The sequence below is a fragment of the Bacillus sp. ZY-1-1 genome, from assembly GCF_003047165.1.
GTDB classification, from domain to species: Bacteria; Bacillota; Bacilli; order Bacillales; family Bacillaceae; genus Bacillus; species Bacillus velezensis.
Genome location: NZ_CP027061.1, coordinates 3,807,501 through 3,827,013, shown reverse-complemented (window position 1 = coordinate 3,827,013; position 19,513 = coordinate 3,807,501). Strand labels below are relative to the sequence as shown.

Below are 19,513 nucleotides of genomic sequence, written 5' to 3'. Positions count from 1 at the left end.
AATCACTTTCCTTCTGGCGAAGATGGGACTAATCGTATCACCGGGAGGAATGTATGTGAATAAGGGACATTTAAATCAAGTTCTGCTGATTACAGATGGCTGCTCCAATCATGGTGAAGACCCGATTGCAATGGCGGCTTTCGCCAAGGAGCAGGGGATTACGGTGAATGTTATAGGGATTATGGAAGAAAACGCGATTGACCAAGAGGCAATGAAGGAAGTTGAAGGCATCGCCATGGCCGGTGGCGGCGTCCATCAAGTTGTATATGCGTCACAATTGTCTCAGACGGTTCAAATGGTGACGAAAAAAGCAATGACCCAGACGCTGCAAGGTGTCGTCAATCAAGAGCTTAAACAAATCTTAGGGAAAAACGTTGAAATGGAAGAGCTTTCTCCGGAAAAACGCGGCGAAGTGATGGAAGTGGTTGATGAACTCGGAGAAACAGTTCATCTGCAGGTGCTTGTGCTGGTTGATACGAGTGCGAGTATGGCGCCGAAACTGCCGACGGTGAAAGAAGCGCTGATTGATCTTTCCATCAGTTTAAATTCCCGGGCCGGACAAAATGAATTTGCCATGTGTATATTTCCCGGGAAAAGCCAGGAAGTTGAGCTTGTGCTGAATTGGACGCCGAAGCTTGAATCCCTTTCCGCGCTCTTTGCGAAGCTGTCGACCGGCGGTATCACCCCTACGGGCCCCGCTATCAGGGAAGCGACGCAGCAGTTTGAGAGAATCCGCTCAAGAAGGAGCATGTTGGCAGATGATGAACGACGCTTTAACGAGTTTGGCATGTAGTTTGGCACCGGGGACGGCAATTCAGGGCAAATGGAACGGCAAATCCTACAGATTGCTCAAACAGCTTGGAAAAGGGGCTAACGGTATTGTATATCTGGCAGAAGCATCAGGCGGACAGGTCGCTTTGAAAATAAGCAGCGACAGCATGTCTGTTACCTCTGAAGTGAATGTCTTAAAATCCTTTTCAAAGGCCCGGTCGCAAACGATGGGGCCTTCTTTTTTTGATGCGGACGATGCGTTTATTCCGCAGCTGAATAAAAATGTCTCTTTTTACGTGATGGAGTACATAGAAGGGCCGCTTCTTCCGCAATATATCAGCAGTAAGGGAGCGGAGTGGATTCCGGTGCTGATGGTGCAGCTTCTTTCCAGCTTGTCAGTCCTTCATCAGCAGGGATGGGTTTTTGGCGACCTCAAACCGGAAAATCTTATTGTAACCGGACCGCCGGCTGCCATCCGCTGCATTGATGTAGGGGGAACGACAAAACAAGGCCGCGCGATTAAAGAGTATACGGAGTTTTACGACAGGGGCTATTGGGGGTATGGAACAAGAAAAGCAGAACCATCCTATGACCTGTTTGCTGTCGCAATGATCATGATTCACTGTGTCCAGAAGAAAGAGTGCAAAAAGTCAGGACAGCCGAAAGAACAGCTTCGTTCTATCATTGAAGGCCACCCGTTTCTGAACAAGTATAAGAAGGTTCTGTTTTCTGCTTTAAACGGCCAATATCCGTCTGCGGAAGCCATGAAGCATGACATCCTGACGGCGGGGCAGAGCGCCGGGAGTAAAAGGAAAGCCGCCGCCAAGCCTAAGCCGCCGCAATCAAAACCGCGGCAGGGCACTGTATCTCAAACGCGGTATAAACCTAAACAAAAACCCGCAAAGCATAATGGTTTGTTTGAAACAACGCTTATTTTAATCAGCGTTCTCGCCCTTTATTTCGCTTACATCGTCTTTTTTCTCATCTAATGCCGGCCGGACGCCTGCGCTCATGCTTCTTCTTTGCTTGGAGGGAATGAAAGTGATAGGATATGTATATCTTTAAAAAACCTGCTCATTGTGAGGGGGACATTGTGAAAAGCGTGGAAGATTTTTTCAAAACATATCATCTTCAGGCGGAGGGAGAAACGATTATTGCCGGGGTCTCCGGAGGCCCTGATTCAATGGCGCTTCTCAGTATGCTGAATAAGCACTTCGGGCATTCTTCCGTTATCATAGCGGCGCATGTCGACCATCAGTTCAGGGGTCCTGAATCTGAAGAAGATATGAAGTTTGTGCAGTCATATTGCGAAGCGGAACACATCCTCTGCGAAACGGTACAGATTGATGTTTCTGCATACGCAAAGAAGAATAAGCTGAACAAGCAGGCTGCCGCGCGTGATTGCAGATATCAGTTTTTCGAAGATCTGATGACAAAACACCAAGCGAAGTTTTTGGCGCTGGCTCATCACGGCGATGACCAGGTTGAGACAATGCTCATGAGGCTTGCGAAAGGTACGCTCGGTGCAGGGCTCGCGGGAATGCAGCCCGTCCGCGAATTTGCATCCGGCTGGCTGATCAGGCCTTTCCTCTATGCGGAAAAGGATGAAATCCTAGAATACTGCCGTCAAGAAGGGCTCAGCTACAGAACGGATGAGAGCAATGCAAAAGACGATTATACAAGAAACAGATTCAGAAAGACCGTGCTTCCTTTTTTAAAACAAGAATCACCTGACGTTCATAAAATGTTTCAAAAGGTGAGTGAAGCACTGACAGAAGACGAACAATACTTGCAGTCATTAACGAAAGAACGAATGAATAAGGTTATTACAAGCAAGTCTGACACATCGGTTGAAGTCGATTCCTCTCAATTGCTTGCCCTTCCGATACCTTTACAAAGAAGAGGAGTTCAACTAATATTAAACTATCTTTATGAAAACGTTCCATCGTCGTTTTCCGCCCGCCACATACAGCAGTTTCTGGAATGGGCGGAAAATGGAAGCGCCTCGGGAGTGCTTGATTTTCCGAAAGGGCTGAAGGTGGTCAAATCATATCAGACATGTTTGTTTACATTTGAACAATGGCAATGTGAAAAGGTTCCCTTTGAGCTGCAGCTGCAAGGAGCGGAAGGCGAGACTGCTGTTCTCCCCAACGGCTTTATGATAGAGGTGGCCGATCAGGCTGACCCTCATATCAAAAATGGGAATGCTGTTTTTATGACAAGCAGAAATAAGGTGCAATTTCCTTTAACAATCCGGACGAGAAAAATCGGCGACCGGATTAAACTTAAAGGGATGAATGGCTCGAAAAAGGTAAAAGATATATTTATTGATCATAAACTGCCTCTGCGGGATCGGGACGAATGGCCGATTGTAACGGATGCGAACGGTGAAATTATCTGGCTGCCTGGCTTGAAAAAATCCATCTTTGACGATCTTGTGATTTCAAACAGTGACCGCATTGTATTACAATATAGACAGCATGAAAAGTGTAGGGGGCAAGCATTAACATGAAACAGGATATCGAAAAAGTGCTGATCTCAGAAGATGAGATCCAGCAGAAAGTAAAACAGCTTGGAGAACAATTAACAAGCGAGTACAGCGACACGTTTCCGTTGGCAATCGGTGTGTTAAAGGGAGCGCTTCCTTTTATGGCTGATCTTATAAAGCATATTGATACATATTTGGAAATGGACTTCATGGATGTATCAAGCTACGGAAATTCCACGGTTTCTTCCGGAGAAGTCAAAATCATCAAAGATTTGGATACATCTGTAGAAGGCCGGGACATCTTAATCATTGAAGATATTATCGACAGTGGGTTAACCTTGAGCTATCTCGTAGAACTCTTCCGATATCGTAAAGCGAAATCAATTAAGATTGTTACCCTGTTGGATAAACCAAGCGGAAGAAAAGCGGACATTAAAGCAGACTTCGTAGGCTTTGAAGTTCCTGACGCGTTTGTTGTGGGTTACGGACTTGATTATGCCGAGCGCTATCGCAATCTGCCTTACATCGGAGTATTAAAACCGGCGATTTATGAAAGCTGATCGGCTGCCTGCTTCCGAGATGGTTATCGGTTGTATTGGAATGATTTTCTATGGTACTATTGAACATAGTTGTGCTTACTGTGGGAGGAGGTAAGGAATGAATCGGGTCTTCCGTAATACCATTTTTTATTTACTTATTTTATTAGTAGTAATCGGGGTTGTGAGTTACTTCCAGACCTCAAACCCGAAAACAGAAAATATGTCGTACAGTACGTTTATCAAGAACCTCGATGAAGGGAAAGTTGATAGCGTATCGGTTCAGCCTGTCAGAGGTGTTTATGAGGTAAAAGGACAGCTGAAAAAATACGACAAAGACCAGTACTTTTTAACACATGTTCCTGAAGGAAAAGGAGCAGACCAGATATTTGACGCAATTAAAAAGACGGACGTAAAAGTTGATCCCGCACAGGAAACAAGCGGGTGGGTGACGTTCTTAACGACGATCATTCCGTTTGTCATCATCTTTATTCTGTTTTTCTTCCTGCTCAATCAGGCTCAGGGCGGCGGCAGCCGTGTCATGAACTTCGGAAAGAGCAAAGCGAAGCTGTATACGGAAGAAAAGAAACGCGTGAAGTTTAAAGATGTAGCCGGCGCGGATGAGGAGAAGCAGGAGCTCGTTGAGGTTGTTGAGTTTCTGAAAGATCCCCGCAAATTCGCCGAGCTTGGCGCCAGGATCCCTAAAGGCGTGCTGCTTGTCGGACCTCCGGGAACCGGTAAGACATTGCTTGCGAGAGCCTCAGCCGGTGAAGCTGGCGTTCCTTTCTTCAGCATCAGCGGATCTGATTTCGTTGAAATGTTTGTCGGTGTCGGTGCTTCCCGTGTGCGTGATTTATTCGAAAATGCGAAAAAGAATGCGCCTTGCCTGATCTTCATTGATGAGATCGACGCGGTAGGACGTCAGCGCGGCGCCGGTCTTGGCGGCGGGCATGATGAACGCGAACAGACACTGAACCAGCTGCTTGTTGAGATGGACGGTTTCAGTGCGAATGAAGGAATCATTATTATCGCTGCGACAAACCGTGCGGACATTCTTGACCCTGCATTGCTCCGTCCGGGACGTTTTGACCGTCAGATTACGGTAGACCGTCCGGATGTCATCGGCCGTGAAGCCGTATTGCAGGTGCATGCGAGAAACAAACCGCTTGATGAGACGGTGAACTTAAAAGCAATCGCTTCAAGAACACCCGGTTTCTCAGGCGCAGATTTAGAAAACCTTCTTAACGAAGCGGCACTCGTTGCTGCCCGTCAAAACAAGAAGAAAATTGATATGCGCGACATTGATGAAGCAACGGACCGTGTCATTGCGGGTCCTGCGAAGAAGAGCCGCGTCATCTCGAAAAAAGAACGCAATATCGTGGCGTACCACGAGGGCGGTCACACTGTTATCGGACTTGTGCTGGATGAAGCCGATATGGTTCATAAAGTAACGATTGTTCCGAGGGGGCAGGCAGGCGGATACGCAGTCATGCTTCCGAGAGAAGACCGTTACTTCCAGACAAAACCTGAACTTCTCGATAAAATTGTCGGTCTTCTGGGCGGACGTGTTGCCGAGGAAATTATCTTCGGCGAAGTCAGCACGGGGGCTCACAATGACTTCCAGCGGGCAACGAACATTGCCAGAAGAATGGTGACAGAGTTCGGTATGTCAGAAAAACTCGGACCGCTTCAGTTCGGTCAATCTCAAGGCGGTCAAGTATTCCTGGGCCGGGATTTCAACAACGAGCAAAACTACAGTGATCAGATCGCTTACGAAATTGATCAGGAAATTCAGCGCATCATTAAAGAATGTTATGAGCGTGCGAAAACCATCCTGACTGAAAATCGCGATAAGCTTGAATTGATTGCTCAGACATTGCTTGATGTGGAAACATTAGATGCGGAACAAATCAAGCATCTCGTGGATCACGGAAAACTCCCTGAGCGCAATTTCTCAGATGACCATCTTCAAAAAGACGATGTGAAAGTAAACATTCTGTCTAAAACAGAAGACGAAAAGAAAGACGAGCCGAAAGAATAGTTCGCTTTCTGATATGAAAACCGCCGGCGTATACCGGCGGTTTTTTTACTGGTTCCGTTTTGTTTACAAAAGAGCCGCAGATCGTGTATGGTATTGTAGAATGTTGAAAATGTTATGATTAGAAACTATTCAAAAGTGGTGATAGAGGTTGTTACTGGTTATAGATGTGGGGAACACCAACACCGTGATTGGTGTATATCATGATGGGGAATTAGAATATCATTGGCGCATAGAAACGAGCAGACACAAAACAGAAGACGAATTCGGCATGCTGCTCCGCTCCTTATTTGAACATTCCGGACTGATGTTTGAACAGATTGAAGGGATTATCATCTCATCCGTAGTGCCGCCGATTATGTTCTCTTTAGAAAGAATGTGCACAAAATACTTTCACATCGAGCCGCAGGTTGTCGGCCCGGGAATGAAAACAGGTTTAAATATAAAATATGACAATCCGAAAGAAGTGGGAGCTGACAGGATCGTCAATGCCGTTGCGGCGATCCAGCAGTATGGCGGCCCCTTAATTGTTGTTGATTTCGGAACGGCGACGACGTATTGCTACATTGATGAAAACAAACAATACATGGGCGGTGCGATTGCTCCCGGCATTACAATTTCAACGGAAGCGCTGTACTCACGCGCGGCCAAGCTTCCGAGAATTGAAATCGCCCGACCGGACAATATCATCGGCAAAAACACGGTAAGCGCCATGCAGTCCGGCATCCTTTTCGGCTATGTCGGACAAGTTGAAGGCATTGTAAAGCGGATGAAATGGCAGGCCAAACAAGAACCGAAAGTCATTGCGACAGGGGGGCTTGCGTCATTAATCGCAAACGAATCAGACTGTATTGATATTGTTGACCCGTTTCTTACTTTAAAAGGGCTGGAAATCATTTATGAGCGAAATCGCGTGGGTCACATATAGGAGGTAAACGATGGATTATTTAATTAAAGCAATTGCATATGACGGTAAAGTGCGGGCTTATGCAGCCAGAACGACAGATATGGTAAATGAAGCGCAAAGAAGGCATGACACGTGGCCGACGGCATCAGCCGCAATCGGCCGGACGATGACAGCGTCTCTGATACTCGGAGCGATGCTTAAGGGTGAAGATAAGCTGACAGTCAAAATAGAAGGCGGCGGCCCGATCGGAGCCATTGTCGCAGATGCGAACGCAAAGGGTGAGGTAAGAGCATACGTATCAAATCCGCACGTTCATTTTGACCTCAATGAACAAGGGAAACTGGATGTCAGACGGGCGGTCGGAACTGACGGAACACTCAGTGTCGTAAAAGATTTGGGCTTGCGTGATTATTTTACGGGGCAAGTAGAGATTGTCTCGGGTGAACTCGGTGATGACTTCACGTATTACCTTGTTTCTTCTGAACAAGTCCCTTCATCTGTCGGGGTAGGTGTTCTAGTAAATCCTGATAACACGATTCTCGCTGCGGGCGGGTTCATCATTCAGCTTCTTCCGGGGACTGATGAAGAAACCATTTCAACAATTGAAAAGCAATTATCTCAAATCGAACCGATTTCAAAATTGATTCAAAAAGGCCTGACACCGGAAGAAATCTTAGAAGAAGTTCTGGGTCAAAAACCGGACGTTCTCGAAACAATGCCGGTCAAATTTCACTGTTCTTGTTCAAAAGATCGATTCGAAACGGCCATTTTAGGACTAGGCAAAAAAGAAATACAAGATATGATAGAAGAAGACGGAAAAGCCGAAGCGGTTTGCCATTTTTGTAATGAGAAATATTTATTTACAAAAGAAGAACTGGAAGAGCTTCGTGACGAAACAACCCGCTAGCTCTTTAGCGGGTTGTTCTATTTTGTAAAAGGGATGGGGTAGATTTTGAAATCGAGAACACTTTTGACGATTATTGTAGCGGCGCTGTTGGTATGCAGTGTAGCAGTGGCGTATAAGTTAACAAAATCCCAAGCCGCGGGGTCATCTGAAGAATCCATCGCGACAATCGGTGATAAACATATCACACGGCAGGACTGGATGAAAAAGATGGAAGACGAGTACGGAAAATCAACTCTGGAAGACATGATTAATGCACAAGTAGTGGAAGAACTTGCGAAAAAGAATAAACTCACAGTTTCAAACACCGAATTGGAACGTGAATTTCTTTTAATCAAAGCGGTGAATAATTCATTTTATGAAGACAGCCATATTACCGAAAAAGAATGGAGAGACCAGATCCGCTACAACATTCTTCTTGAAGAACTGCTGACGAAGGACATCGATATATCGGATAAGGAAATGCAATCATTTTATAATAAAAATAAAGAACTGTACCATTTCGATGATTCCTACAGAATCAGGCACATTGTCGTCAAAAACAAGGAAGAGGCGGACAGGGTGCTTGCTGATTTGAAAGGCGGTTCCAGCTTTGAAGCCGTCGCCGCTGAGCGTTCCACGGACAGATACACGTCTCAGTATGGCGGAGACCTCGGCTTTGTGACAGAAAACCAGGAAAATATCCCGCAGGCATATATCACAGAAGCTAAAAATCTCAAAGAAGATGAATGGTCCGCTGAACCGATTAAAGTTTCTTCAGGATATGCCGTCATTCAGCTGAAAGAAAAGCTTAAAGCGAGAACTTTCTCATACAATGAAGTGAAGAGTCAAATCAGACGCCAGATCGCGATGGATCAATTAGGTGACAAGGCGACAGTCAAAACGCTGTGGAAAGAGGCGGGGGTCTCTTGGTTCTACGGGGAAAAAAGAACTAAATGATTGACAAAAAATTTTGAAATTGATAACTTATATTTATAATACCAATAAATTTAGTCGGAAATTGAGGTGTCCAACATGGTGCGTATTGCAAATTCTATTACTGAACTAATCGGAAATACTCCTATTGTGAAATTGAATCGCCTGACGGATGAAAACAGTGCAGATGTATATCTGAAGCTTGAATACATGAATCCGGGCAGCAGCGTAAAAGACCGTATCGGAGCGGCGATGATTGAAGCGGCTGAAAAAGAAGGAAAATTAAAAGCCGGCGACACAATCATTGAACCGACAAGCGGAAATACAGGAATCGGTCTTGCGATGGTGGCAGCGGCTAAAGGTCTCAGAGCCATTCTCGTTATGCCTGATACAATGAGTATGGAACGACGCAATCTGCTGCGCGCATACGGAGCGGAGCTTGTGCTGACTCCCGGCGCAGAAGGAATGAAGGGCGCCATTAAAAAGGCGGAAGAACTTGCGGAGGAACACGGATACTTTGTGCCTCAGCAATTCAACAATGCGGCAAACCCGGAAATTCACCGCCAAACGACGGGGAAAGAAATCGTAGAACAGTTTGGTGACGACCAGCTTGATGCGTTCGTGGCCGGAATCGGTACCGGCGGAACCATCACGGGAGCGGGCGAAGTGCTGAAAGAAGCATATCCATCCATCAAAATCTATGCGGTAGAGCCGGCGGATTCTCCAGTTCTTTCCGGCGGAAAACCGGGTCCGCATAAAATTCAGGGTATCGGAGCGGGATTTGTCCCTGAAACATTGAATACGGACATCTATGATCAAATCATTCCCGTCAAAAACGAGGATGCATTTGAATATGCCCGTAAAACGGCAAAAGAAGAAGGGATTCTCGGCGGTATTTCTTCCGGAGCGGCCATTTACGCGGCACTGGAAATCGCGAAAAAACTCGGGAAAGGCAAGAAAGTGCTTGCGATCATCCCTAGTAATGGAGAACGTTACTTAAGCACACCGCTTTATCAGTTTGAATAGAGACATACACACGGCTCCCGGCTGTATCCGGGAGTTTTTTTGTGCCTGAAGTATCGAAAATCCAAAAAACGTTTCGAATTTTATGGTTGGAAGTGAAATTCACTTTTTTCACCAGTGTGATTGCTTTAAAATAAAACTACAGTAAAACGAAGCAGAGGATTGATATGATGGCACAACGCAGACCGGCAGGAAGAAAAATACCTTTTACGAAACAAGCATTTTTACAGCGATATGAAAACCTTTCGAAATCGAGAAAACGGCATGTTCTGCTCGAAAGCGCGAGAGGGGGAAGATTCAGTATAGCCGGTCTAGATCCGATTGCGTCCGTCAGAGGGAAAGACGGAATTACAACGATCAAGCATGAGGGAGAAACACTGTTTAAAGAAGGTGACCCGCTGCGGGCCTTTCATGAATGGTTTGGAACGCTCGGAACGGAAACAAACGTTGAGTTTCCGGACTTTCAAGGCGGTGCGATTGGTTTTATCAGTTACGACTATGCCCGATATATTGAGAATTTTAAGATGCTGTCGTTAGATGATCTGGAAACACCTGATATTTACTTTCTTGTTTTTGATGATGTGGCCGTTTATGACCATGAGGAAGAGGCGTTATGGCTCATTACCCATACTGAAGCGGAAGAAGCGGATCTTGCGGAAGAAAAGCTGTCCGGCTTAGAGGACATGTGGTGTTCCCTCCAAACGGCGGACGAGCCTTTTTCACCGCTGAATCGGAATGGGGACGGATCGTACGCCGCTCCGTTCACCGAGGAAGGATTTTCACAGGCTGTAGAACAAATTAAACAATATATCGCGAGCGGCGATGTGTTCCAGGTTAATTTGTCCATCAGGCAGTCTCAGTCTTTATCCGTTCATCCGTATGAGGTGTATAAACACTTGCGAAACGTCAATCCGTCTCCTTACATGGCCTATCTCGAGACACCGGGGTTTCAAGTGATATGCGGGTCGCCGGAGCTATTGGTGACAAAGAAGGGGAAGAAGCTTGAAACGAGACCGATCGCGGGTACGCGTTCAAGAGGAAAAGACGATGCTGAAGACAAGGCTTTGGCTGATGAATTAATTCACAACGAAAAAGAACGTGCGGAACACGTCATGCTTGTTGATCTTGAGCGTAATGACCTCGGGCGCGTATCGCGCTACGGCTCCGTGCGGGTTAACGAGTTTATGGCGATCGAAAAATATTCCCACGTCATGCATATCGTGTCAAACGTACAGGGAGAGCTGCAGGACGGATATGACGCGACAGACATTATTCATGCGGTGTTCCCGGGGGGCACCATCACGGGAGCGCCCAAAGTGAGAACGATGGAAATTATAGAAGAGCTTGAGCCGACAAGACGGGGGCTTTATACTGGATCTATAGGCTGGTTCGGATTCAACGGAGATTTGCAGTTTAACATTGTGATCCGGACGATCTATGCAGCCGGCGGACATGCTTTTATGCAGTCCGGAGCAGGAGTGGTTATTGATTCGGTTCCGAAGCATGAATACAAGGAATCGTTCAAAAAAGCTTTTGCGATGAAAAAGGCGTTAGAGCTGAGCGAAGAAGAGACAAAAAATCAGACGAGGTGAGCAGAGATGATTTTAATGATTGACAATTATGATTCATTTACGTACAACTTGGTTCAATATTTGGGTGAGCTCGGGGAGGAACTGATCGTCAGACGGAATGACGAGATTACGATTGAGCAGATTGAAGAGCTGGGTCCGGACTTCTTAATGATTTCTCCCGGGCCGTGCAGTCCTGATGAAGCGGGGATCAGCCTCGAAGCCATCAAACATTTTGCCGGCAGTATTCCTATTTTCGGCGTATGTCTCGGGCATCAGTCGATTGCGCAAGTATTCGGCGGCGATGTCGTCAGAGCAGAGCGGCTCATGCACGGCAAAACGTCAGAAGTTATGCATGACGGCCAGACGATTTTTAACGGCCTGCAAAATCCGCTGGTCGCCACCCGGTACCATTCACTTATTGTCAAAGCGGACACGCTGCCGGATTGTTTTACGGTATCCGCTCAAACCAAAGAAGGAGAAATTATGGCAATCCGCCATAATGAGCTGCCTGTTGAAGGTGTTCAGTTCCATCCGGAATCCATCATGACCTCCTTCGGCAAAGAGATGCTCAGAAACTTTATAGAGACACACCGCAAAAAGGAAGTATCGGTGTGATTATATATTTGAATGGTCAATATATAGAGGAGAAAGAAGCGGCGCTTTCTCCTTTTGACCATGGTTATCTGTACGGGATCGGAGCGTTCGAGACGTTCAGGCTTTACAGCGGCCGGCCGTTTCTGCCGGATGCGCATGTCGCCAGGCTCAACAGGGCGCTTCGGGATCTGCAGATTGCATTCGAGGTGAACAAACAGGAGCTGCTTGATATGCTTCGGAGACTGTTGCTTCTCAATGACATAAAGGACGGCAGCGCGCGTGTCCGGCTTAACATCTCGGCAGGCGTCAGCGATAAGGGATTTGCCGCGCAGACTTATGAAAAGCCGACCGTCCTTTGTTTCGTCAACCGGCTCAATCCGGAAACTCTGCCTGTTCAAAAAGAAGGCAGGCTTCTCTCTGTCCGGAGAAATACGCCTGAAGGATCTTTCCGGTTAAAATCCCATCACTATTTAAACAACATGTACGCTAAACGGGAGATCGGGAATGATCCCAATCTTGAAGGGATTTTCCTGACCGGAGAAGGAGATGTCGCGGAAGGCATTGTCTCCAACGTGTTTTGGCGAAAAGGAGACAAGGTCTTTACGCCATCTTTGGATACGGGAATTCTCGATGGGGTAACAAGACAGTTTGTCATTGATGAATTGAAACGGCAGGGGACAGAAGTCACCGAAGGCCGATTCCGTTTTCAATCAATGCTTGAAGCAGATGAAGCATGGTTGACAAACTCCGTGCTTGAAATCATCCCGTTTTCTAAAATAGAGGAAGTGCCGCTGCCCGGAATGAGCGGAAAAACGGTGCAATTGCTCCGTAAGCAGTATCAGCAGGAAATAAACAAAATGAATGTACAGGAGGAGGAACAAAATGGCGCAGCAAACAATTGAACAGCCTAAACTGATTCATACAAAAAAAGGCGCTCTGTCCTATAAAGAGAAGACGCTCGTTATGGGGATATTAAATGTAACGCCAGACTCCTTCTCTGACGGCGGCAAATACGACAGTACGGAAAGGGCGCTTCTGCATGCGGCGAAGATGGCTGAAGAAGGGGCGCATATTATAGATATCGGCGGCGAATCGACAAGGCCCGGCGCATCACTCGTTTCGGCTGATGAGGAAATGTCACGAGTCATCCCCGTCATAGAACGGATTACAAGCGAGCTGGACATTCCTCTTTCAATCGATACGTACAAAGCGTCCGTGGCAGACGAAGCGGTCAAAGCGGGAGCCTCTATCCTTAATGACATCTGGGGGGCGAAAGGTGACCCTGACATGGCGTCAGTAGCCGCCGCACACGGAGTTCCGATTATCTTAATGCATAATCGTATGGAAAGAAACTATAACGATCTTATTCCTGATATGCTTGCAGACTTGATGGAAAGCGTAAAAATTGCCGCAGAAGCCGGCGTCACAGATGAAAACATGATTCTGGATCCGGGGATCGGCTTTGCGAAAAACTATGAGGACAATCTGGCTGTCATGAACAAGCTGGAGGTGTTCAGCGGGTTAGGGTATCCGCTGCTCCTGGCGACATCGAGAAAAAGGTTCATCGGCCGTGTGCTTGACCTTCCCCCTGAAGAACGTGCCGAGGGAACGGGAGCGACAGTATGCCTTGGCGTCCAAAAAGGCTGCGACATTGTGAGGGTGCACGATGTCAAAGAGATCGCAAGAATGACTAAGATGATGGATGCTATGCTGAACAAAGGAGGCGCGCATTATGGATAAAGTATATGTGGAAGGTATGGAGTTTTACGGATATCACGGCGTGTTCGAGGAAGAAAACAAACTCGGCCAGCGCTTCAAAGTAGACCTGACTGCCGAACTGGATTTGAGCAAAGCGGGAAAAACGGATGACCTTTCTTATACCATTAACTATGCGGAATTGTACAGTGTCTGCCGCGGCATCGTTGAGGGCGAGCCCGTTAATTTGGTCGAGACCCTTGCGGAACGGATCGCAGACACCGTCCTTGAGAAATTTGCGCCGGTGCAGCAATGTACGGTAAAGGTTGTTAAGCCTGACCCGCCGATTCCCGGCCATTATAAATCAGTAGCCATAGAAATGACGAGAAAGAAATCATGAACAATACGGCATATATCGGCCTCGGTTCCAATATGGGCGACCGTGAACATTATTTGCGCCAGGCAGTGGCCATGCTCACCCGGCATGATGGCGTGACGGTGTCAAAGATATCCTCTATATATGAAACAGATCCCGTCGGTTATGAGGATCAGGATCAGTTTCTCAATATGGCGGTTGAAGTGAAAACGTCGTTATCTCCTTTTGAACTTCTAGATGTAACACAGTCCATTGAAGCTGAATTAGGCAGAACGAGAGAGATTCGCTGGGGACCGCGGACGGCAGACCTTGACATTTTGCTGTATAATCGTGAAAATATTGAAACAGAGCGGCTGATTGTTCCGCATCCGAGAATGTATGAGCGCTTATTTGTCCTTGCGCCGTTAAAAGAAATATGTCCGCAGGCGGATCATATCACGATAAGCGCTGAAACAAACCAAGAAGGTGTAAGAGTATGGAAGCAGAAATCTGGGGTAGGCGAATTCGTGCATTCAGAAAGCTGAAAGGTTATACTCAAGAAGGATTTGCAAAAGCATTAGGTATATCAGTTTCTATTGTCGGTGAAATTGAACGCGGAAACCGATTGCCGTCAGATGCCATCATTCAAGATGCGGCAGATGTTTTAAATATAAGTGCGGACGAATTGGCCCCGCCTGAAAAATAGACAAATAATGAGAGGAGGGGAAAAATGTTTAAAATCGGTGATATTCAATTGAAAAACCGGGTTGTGCTTGCCCCTATGGCCGGTGTCTGCAACTCAGCGTTCAGATTGACTGTAAAGGAATTCGGAGCCGGATTGGTATGCGCTGAAATGGTCAGTGACAAAGCGATCCTTTACAACAACGCAAGAACAATGGGGATGCTTTACATTGATGAACGTGAAAAACCGCTCAGCCTTCAGATTTTTGGAGGAAAAAAGGAAACCCTTGTGGAAGCGGCGAAGTTTGTAGATCAAAACACGACTGCTGATATTATTGATATTAACATGGGTTGTCCCGTACCTAAGATTACAAAATGTGATGCGGGCGCCAAATGGCTTCTCGATCCTGATAAGATTTATGAAATGGTATCCGCAGTAGTAGATGCTGTTGATAAGCCGGTTACAGTGAAGATGAGAATGGGTTGGGATGAAGATCACATTTATGCGGTGAAAAACGCCCAAGCCGTTGAACGTGCCGGCGGAAAAGCCGTTGCCCTTCACGGCCGCACAAGAGTGCAAATGTATGAAGGCACTGCGAACTGGGATATCATTAAAGAAGTGAAGCAATCCGTCTCCATTCCCGTCATCGGAAACGGTGATGTCAAAACGCCTCAGGACGCGAAACGCATGCTTGAGGAAACAGGAGTTGACGGCGTCATGATCGGCCGGGCCGCACTCGGCAACCCGTGGATGATTTACCGTACGGTGCAGTACCTTGAAACCGGTGAGTTAAAAGACGAGCCGAAAGTCCGTGAAAAAATGTCGGTATGCAAACTGCACTTAGACCGCCTGATTAAGTTAAAAGGCGAAAATGTGGCAGTCAGAGAAATGAGAAAACACGCTGCCTGGTATCTGAAAGGTGTCAGAGGCAATGCGAATGTACGCAATGAAATTAACCAATGTGAGACGCGTGAAAAATTTGTGCAGCTTTTAGATGCATTTACCGCCGAAGCAGAGGCAAAAGAGCTTCAAGATGCAAAAGTAGGTTAATATACACCCTCTATTGCTGCTCACTGCCAGCTTACCGCTGGCAGTTTTTCTGCTTTTTCGTGAAATCAAAATGTAACGGAGTGATACCAATGAGTCAAGAAGAGCAAAATCATGAGGAATTGAACGACCAGCTGCAAGTCAGACGAGATAAAATGAACCAGCTGAGAGAAAACGGCATTGACCCTTTCGGCGAACGTTTCGAGAGAACGCATCAATCTCAACAAATCATTGACGCCTACCAGGAGCTTTCTAAAGAAGAACTGGAAGAAAAAGCGATCGAAGTGACCATTGCAGGCCGTATGATGACAAAGCGCGGAAAAGGGAAAGCCGGCTTTGCGCATCTGCAGGACTTAGAAGGTCAAATTCAAATTTACGTAAGAAAAGACAGTGTCGGCGAAGAACAATATGAAGTCTTTAAATCTTCAGACCTCGGAGACGTTATCGGCATCACCGGGAAAGTTTTCAAAACAAACGTAGGCGAGCTTTCTGTCAAAGCGACATCTTTTGAACTGCTGACAAAAGCACTGCGTCCTCTTCCTGATAAATATCATGGGTTAAAAGATGTTGAACAGCGTTACCGCCAGCGCTATCTCGATCTCATCGTAAACCCTGACAGCAAACAAACGTTTATCACACGCAGCAAAATCATCCAAGCGATGAGAAGATACTTAGATGACCATGGATACTTAGAAGTTGAAACACCTACGATGCACAGCATACCGGGAGGAGCGTCTGCACGCCCGTTCATCACGCACCATAACGCGCTAGACATGCCTCTTTATATGCGTATTGCGATTGAACTGCACCTGAAACGCCTGATTGTCGGCGGATTGGAAAAAGTCTACGAAATCGGCCGCGTGTTCCGTAACGAAGGTGTTTCTACACGCCATAACCCTGAATTCACGATGATCGAGCTGTATGAAGCGTACGCCGATTATAAAGATATTATGAGTCTTACGGAAAACCTCGTAGCACATATTGCGCAGGAAGTGCTTGGAAGCACCACAATCCAGTACGGCGAAGAGCAGATTGATCTGAAACCTGAGTGGAAACGACTCCACATGGTAGATGCGGTCAAAGAAGCGACAGGTGTAGATTTCTGGAATGAGATGACTGTTGAAGAAGCGCGCGGTCATGCAAAAGAGCATGGTATCGAGATCACAAACTCTATGACGGTGGGTCATATCATCAATGAATTCTTCGAACAAAAAATTGAAGAAACACTCATTCAGCCTACATTTATTTACGGCCACCCTGTAGAGATTTCTCCTCTTGCTAAGAAAAATCCGGAGGACCCTCGCTTTACAGACCGTTTTGAGCTGTTTATCGTCGGCCGTGAGCACGCTAATGCGTTTACGGAGCTGAATGACCCTATTGACCAGAGGGAACGCTTTGAAGCGCAATTAAAAGAAAGAGAAGAAGGAAACGATGAAGCGCATATGATGGATGAAGACTTCGTTGAAGCTCTTGAATACGGCATGCCGCCGACCGGGGGATTGGGTATCGGTATCGACCGCCTTGTCATGCTGTTAACAAATGCTCCGTCTATCAGAGACGTTTTATTATTCCCTCAAATGAGACAACGCTAATAAAAGGGAAGGCGCCGTTTCTGCTTATCGCAGTGCGGCGCTTTTTTAGAAACAAGCCGCTCGTAAAACTTTTTTGATTTTCTTTTAAAAAACTATTGCACTATTATTTGTGAGGTGGTATATTATTATTCGTTGCCGCTAAACAAGGCGCTGACGAAAAAAAGAAATTTAAAAAGTTGTTGACTTCAAGAGATTGATAAGATATAATAATAAAGTCGCTTGAACGAAAGACAAAATGATCTTTGAAAACTAAACAAGACAAAACGTACCTGTTAATTCAAAGTTTTAAATAAATCGCACAGCGATGTGCGTAGTCAGTCAAACTACTTTATCGGAGAGTTTGATCCTGGCTCAGGACGAACGCTGGCGGCGTGCCTAATACATGCAAGTCGAGCGGACAGATGGGAGCTTGCTCCCTGATGTTAGCGGCGGACGGGTGAGTAACACGTGGGTAACCTGCCTGTAAGACTGGGATAACTCCGGGAAACCGGGGCTAATACCGGATGGTTGTCTGAACCGCATGGTTCAGACATAAAAGGTGGCTTCGGCTACCACTTACAGATGGACCCGCGGCGCATTAGCTAGTTGGTGAGGTAACGGCTCACCAAGGCGACGATGCGTAGCCGACCTGAGAGGGTGATCGGCCACACTGGGACTGAGACACGGCCCAGACTCCTACGGGAGGCAGCAGTAGGGAATCTTCCGCAATGGACGAAAGTCTGACGGAGCAACGCCGCGTGAGTGATGAAGGTTTTCGGATCGTAAAGCTCTGTTGTTAGGGAAGAACAAGTGCCGTTCAAATAGGGCGGCACCTTGACGGTACCTAACCAGAAAGCCACGGCTAACTACGTGCCAGCAGCCGCGGTAATACGTAGGTGGCAAGCGTTGTCCGGAATTATTGGGCGTAAAGGGCTCGCAGGCGGTTTCTTAAGTCTGATGTGAAAGCCCCCGGCTCAACCGGGGAGGGTCATTGGAAACTGGGGAACTTGAGTGCAGAAGAGGAGAGTGGAATTCCACGTGTAGCGGTGAAATGCGTAGAGATGTGGAGGAACACCAGTGGCGAAGGCGACTCTCTGGTCTGTAACTGACGCTGAGGAGCGAAAGCGTGGGGAGCGAACAGGATTAGATACCCTGGTAGTCCACGCCGTAAACGATGAGTGCTAAGTGTTAGGGGGTTTCCGCCCCTTAGTGCTGCAGCTAACGCATTAAGCACTCCGCCTGGGGAGTACGGTCGCAAGACTGAAACTCAAAGGAATTGACGGGGGCCCGCACAAGCGGTGGAGCATGTGGTTTAATTCGAAGCAACGCGAAGAACCTTACCAGGTCTTGACATCCTCTGACAATCCTAGAGATAGGACGTCCCCTTCGGGGGCAGAGTGACAGGTGGTGCATGGTTGTCGTCAGCTCGTGTCGTGAGATGTTGGGTTAAGTCCCGCAACGAGCGCAACCCTTGATCTTAGTTGCCAGCATTCAGTTGGGCACTCTAAGGTGACTGCCGGTGACAAACCGGAGGAAGGTGGGGATGACGTCAAATCATCATGCCCCTTATGACCTGGGCTACACACGTGCTACAATGGACAGAACAAAGGGCAGCGAAACCGCGAGGTTAAGCCAATCCCACAAATCTGTTCTCAGTTCGGATCGCAGTCTGCAACTCGACTGCGTGAAGCTGGAATCGCTAGTAATCGCGGATCAGCATGCCGCGGTGAATACGTTCCCGGGCCTTGTACACACCGCCCGTCACACCACGAGAGTTTGTAACACCCGAAGTCGGTGAGGTAACCTTTTAGGAGCAGCCGCGAAGGTGGGACAGATGATTGGGGTGAAGTCGTAACAAGGTAGCCGTATCGGAAGGTGCGGCTGGATCACCTCCTTTCTAAGGATTTTAACGGAATATAAGACCTTGGGTCTTATAAACAGAACGTTCCCTGTCTTGTTTAGTTTTGAAGATCATTCGATTCTTCGAGATGTTGTTCTTTGAAAACTAGATAACAGAAGTAATTCACATTCAATTAGTAATGCAAGATATCACGTAGTGATTCTTTTTAACGGTTAAGTTAGAAAGGGCGCACGGTGGATGCCTTGGCACTAGGAGCCGATGAAGGACGGGACGAACACCGATATGCTTCGGGGAGCTGTAAGCAAGCTTTGATCCGGAGATTTCCGAATGGGGAAACCCACCACTCGTAATGGAGTGGTATCCATATCTGAATACATAGGATATGAGAAGGCAGACCCGGGGAACTGAAACATCTAAGTACCCGGAGGAAGAGAAAGCAAATGCGATTCCCTGAGTAGCGGCGAGCGAAACGGGACCAGCCCAAACCAAGAGGCTTGCCTCTTGGGGTTGTAGGACACTCTGTACGGAGTTACAAAGGAACGAGGTAGATGAAGA

The 19,513-nt window shown here is 47.0% G+C and carries 18 protein-coding genes and 2 rRNA genes (1 of these 20 running past the window's edge); all 20 read left to right on the top strand.

Annotated elements, in window-relative coordinates:
• Positions 1–55: 55 nt before the first annotated feature.
• Positions 56–793, top strand: coding sequence for a vWA domain-containing protein (locus C5I45_RS19230; protein WP_004264624.1), 738 nt, complete (start codon positions 56–58; stop codon positions 791–793).
• On the top strand, positions 759–1,760 hold the full coding sequence (locus C5I45_RS19225; RefSeq protein WP_014304202.1) for a protein kinase domain-containing protein: 1,002 nt from the start codon (positions 759–761) through the stop codon (positions 1,758–1,760). Before C5I45_RS19230 ends, C5I45_RS19225 begins: the two co-directional genes overlap by 35 nt.
• A gap of 104 nt (positions 1,761–1,864) precedes the next feature.
• On the top strand, positions 1,865–3,283 hold the full coding sequence (gene tilS / locus C5I45_RS19220) for a tRNA lysidine(34) synthetase TilS (protein WP_043867609.1): 1,419 nt from the start codon (positions 1,865–1,867) through the stop codon (positions 3,281–3,283).
• Positions 3,280–3,819: a hypoxanthine phosphoribosyltransferase gene (gene hpt / locus C5I45_RS19215; protein ID WP_004264611.1), complete on the top strand. Its 540-nt coding sequence runs from the start codon at positions 3,280–3,282 to the stop codon at positions 3,817–3,819. Before tilS ends, hpt begins: the two co-directional genes overlap by 4 nt.
• Before the next feature lie 97 nt (positions 3,820–3,916).
• Complete coding sequence (gene ftsH / locus C5I45_RS19210; protein WP_004264608.1) at positions 3,917–5,836, top strand: ATP-dependent zinc metalloprotease FtsH; 1,920 nt, start codon at positions 3,917–3,919, stop codon at positions 5,834–5,836.
• Positions 5,837–5,984: 148 nt separating this feature from the next.
• Positions 5,985–6,761, top strand: a complete 777-nt coding sequence (locus tag C5I45_RS19205; RefSeq protein ID WP_014304204.1) for a type III pantothenate kinase — start codon at positions 5,985–5,987, stop codon at positions 6,759–6,761.
• A 10-nt stretch (positions 6,762–6,771) separates the two neighbouring features.
• Positions 6,772–7,647 carry an Hsp33 family molecular chaperone HslO gene (hslO, locus tag C5I45_RS19200; protein ID WP_014304205.1) on the top strand — a complete coding sequence of 292 codons (876 nt, stop codon included), beginning with the start codon at positions 6,772–6,774 and terminating at the stop codon, positions 7,645–7,647.
• Between the two features lie 45 nt (positions 7,648–7,692).
• On the top strand, positions 7,693–8,583 hold the full coding sequence (locus C5I45_RS19195) for a peptidyl-prolyl cis-trans isomerase (protein WP_015388785.1): 891 nt from the start codon (positions 7,693–7,695) through the stop codon (positions 8,581–8,583).
• A 75-nt stretch (positions 8,584–8,658) separates the two neighbouring features.
• Positions 8,659–9,585, top strand: coding sequence for a cysteine synthase A (gene cysK, locus C5I45_RS19190; protein ID WP_004264603.1), 927 nt, complete (start codon positions 8,659–8,661; stop codon positions 9,583–9,585).
• Positions 9,586–9,752: 167 nt separating this feature from the next.
• Entirely contained in the window at positions 9,753–11,174 is a 1,422-nt protein-coding gene (gene pabB, locus C5I45_RS19185; RefSeq protein ID WP_024084798.1) for an aminodeoxychorismate synthase, component I, read from the top strand.
• 6 nt (positions 11,175–11,180) lie between these two features.
• Positions 11,181–11,768, top strand: coding sequence for an aminodeoxychorismate/anthranilate synthase component II (gene pabA / locus C5I45_RS19180; RefSeq protein ID WP_003150674.1), 588 nt, complete (start codon positions 11,181–11,183; stop codon positions 11,766–11,768).
• Positions 11,765–12,649 carry an aminodeoxychorismate lyase gene (gene pabC, locus C5I45_RS19175; RefSeq protein ID WP_014304208.1) on the top strand — a complete coding sequence of 295 codons (885 nt, stop codon included), beginning with the start codon at positions 11,765–11,767 and terminating at the stop codon, positions 12,647–12,649. The genes pabA and pabC overlap by 4 nt, the downstream gene beginning before the upstream one ends.
• Positions 12,630–13,487, top strand: coding sequence for a dihydropteroate synthase (folP, locus tag C5I45_RS19170; protein WP_003150672.1), 858 nt, complete (start codon positions 12,630–12,632; stop codon positions 13,485–13,487). Before pabC ends, folP begins: the two co-directional genes overlap by 20 nt.
• Positions 13,480–13,842: a dihydroneopterin aldolase gene (folB, locus tag C5I45_RS19165; RefSeq protein WP_044052724.1), complete on the top strand. Its 363-nt coding sequence runs from the start codon at positions 13,480–13,482 to the stop codon at positions 13,840–13,842. The genes folP and folB overlap by 8 nt, the downstream gene beginning before the upstream one ends.
• Positions 13,839–14,342, top strand: a complete 504-nt coding sequence (gene folK, locus C5I45_RS19160; protein WP_024084799.1) for a 2-amino-4-hydroxy-6-hydroxymethyldihydropteridine diphosphokinase — start codon at positions 13,839–13,841, stop codon at positions 14,340–14,342. Before folB ends, folK begins: the two co-directional genes overlap by 4 nt.
• On the top strand, positions 14,294–14,503 hold the full coding sequence (locus C5I45_RS19155; protein ID WP_003150668.1) for a helix-turn-helix domain-containing protein: 210 nt from the start codon (positions 14,294–14,296) through the stop codon (positions 14,501–14,503). The genes folK and C5I45_RS19155 overlap by 49 nt, the downstream gene beginning before the upstream one ends.
• A 24-nt stretch (positions 14,504–14,527) precedes the next feature.
• Positions 14,528–15,529 carry a tRNA dihydrouridine synthase DusB gene (gene dusB, locus C5I45_RS19150; RefSeq protein ID WP_032858300.1) on the top strand — a complete coding sequence of 334 codons (1,002 nt, stop codon included), beginning with the start codon at positions 14,528–14,530 and terminating at the stop codon, positions 15,527–15,529.
• 89 nt (positions 15,530–15,618) lie between these two features.
• Positions 15,619–17,118 (top strand): lysine--tRNA ligase, encoded by a 1,500-nt coding sequence (gene lysS, locus C5I45_RS19145; RefSeq protein WP_095324172.1) that lies wholly within the window; start codon positions 15,619–15,621, stop codon positions 17,116–17,118.
• A gap of 328 nt (positions 17,119–17,446) precedes the next feature.
• Positions 17,447–18,994: ribosomal RNA gene (locus C5I45_RS19140) — 16S ribosomal RNA — on the top strand.
• Positions 18,995–19,168: 174 nt separating this feature from the next.
• Positions 19,169–19,513, top strand: a 23S ribosomal RNA gene (locus C5I45_RS19135); it runs 2,595 nt beyond the window's last position.
• The 16S and 23S rRNA genes sit together here, the layout of an rRNA operon.